At 41.3% G+C, this 1,725-nt stretch carries 1 protein-coding gene; it reads right to left on the bottom strand.

What is annotated here, in order from left to right; all coding sequences use genetic code 11:
- Window positions 1-255 precede the first annotated feature (255 nt).
- Window positions 256-1,725 (bottom strand): iron uptake porin (locus EV07_RS09210; RefSeq protein ID WP_036919881.1); only part of this gene is annotated, 1,470 nt, incomplete at its 5' end.

Raw genomic sequence — 1,725 nt, 5'->3', positions numbered from 1 at the left:
GAATTGCTGGTAGCGATAACAAATTATATTAATATCAAATATTTACCATTTAAAATTTGTAATCCTTAGATTAAAATTACTTCCTAAAAAAATATATTTTAACTAGAGAATATCTCTCTTTACTAACTCTGAGAGACATTCTATGTAATTAGCTTTCTCTATAAAACTCAATTTTTTTTTTCTTAGATTTTAATTTAGTTAATAAAAAAAGCGCCCAATATTTTGGACGCTTTTCTTACTTTAGATCTAATTAAATTAGAACTTGAAGGTTGTTTGGACTAGAGCACCAAATAGGTCGTTTTCGCCGGTTGTTCCGTCGTAACGATCAGAAGCACCGAAGATTGTTGGTGTGACGGTGATTCCATCAGAAACTTTATAGTCATAATAAAGTTCCCAAGTGAATGGGTCTACATCAGAAGGCCAAGCAGATCCGTTAGGAACTTTGTCTACTGCAGTAGCTTTTAGAGGTTGACCGAAAGCAAGTCCTAAACGGTTGCCATCAACAAACGCATCTGACCACATTAGACCAACCATCCATGAATCAGCTTCAGTAACCTTACCAGCGCTAGCTGCAGGTGAATCAGAAGTCATGACTTCATATCCAATCTGGATATCAGGAATAGCTGCACTGTCTGTATCTGGTCTGTAATAAGCACGCAAAGCATATGCGCTTGCATCCCTATCCATCTGCTCAGCAAGTTCAGTGGTGTAGTTATCCTGCCAAGACCTACATGAGTAGTCGTCGTCGCACATATTCTTAGCGTAAGCTAAAGAAACCTGCCACTTAGGAGATCCATACTCAAGCTTGGATAACCATTTGCCTTGAGTTTCAGCAGTGGCAATACCACCTGTGGAAGTCTCAGAGCTCTTGGCTACATAGTTAGAACTAACAGCAAATCTTGCAGCTGATCTGTCTTCAACATTCTGAATCCAGGCTGCACCGAAACCGCCGTCTGTGCTTGAGCCATAAGTAGGTCCATTACCACCTAAAGCAAACTGTTTTAATACAGGCTTATAGATAGAAGGAGAACTTGCAAGCATGTAGTAGTTCTCAATTAGAGGACCAGCCCATACTTTGAAAGAATCTCCAACTGGACGCTCATACCATAATTTGTCAATGACAATTTGTGGCGCTCCAGAAGTTGCATCTAAGCTTGAGTGAGATGCAGCTAGCTTGGTACCATGTGTGACGTCATTAAAGTCAGTACCAGCCATGTTGCCCGACTTAATACGGGTATAAAGACGGTCTTTACCAGAAAAACTTGTATTTATGTTTGTCTGGGTCATGAACGTCGTGGTTAACTTGTCGTCAACCTTGGCTGCCAAGTCATTGTCGACGTAACCAGTAGCCATGACAACCTTGTTGTCAATCTTTGTGCTACCAGAGAACTGACCAGCACTAAGTTCTGTGACTTTGTTTTCAAGGCCTTCTGCGCTTCCTTTAAGGATGGCCATCTCTGTGCCAAACTCATTAGAAAGACGTGAGAAGTCAGCATTAGCTTCAGCAGAAGCCATACCACCTTCTAGGCATGCGTTTACAAGTGCAGCAGCCTCAAAACGAGTAAGAGCCTGACCACTCTTGAGATTTTGTGTGTAGGCATTGTCTACACAGCCATAGCTCTCACTTAAATTTTGAAGAGCAGTATATGCCCAATCTCCTGGTACAACGTCAGAGAATTGAACAGATTTAACGGCTTGAGCTTGATTAGGGCTCTTGGCATAGTT

It is taken from the genome of Prochlorococcus sp. MIT 0603 (genome assembly GCF_000760215.1).
Classification (GTDB): Bacteria; Cyanobacteriota; Cyanobacteriia; order PCC-6307; family Cyanobiaceae; genus Prochlorococcus_E.
Note: the sequence above shows the minus strand (reverse complement) of the source record. Positions and strands in the feature narration are given on the sequence as shown.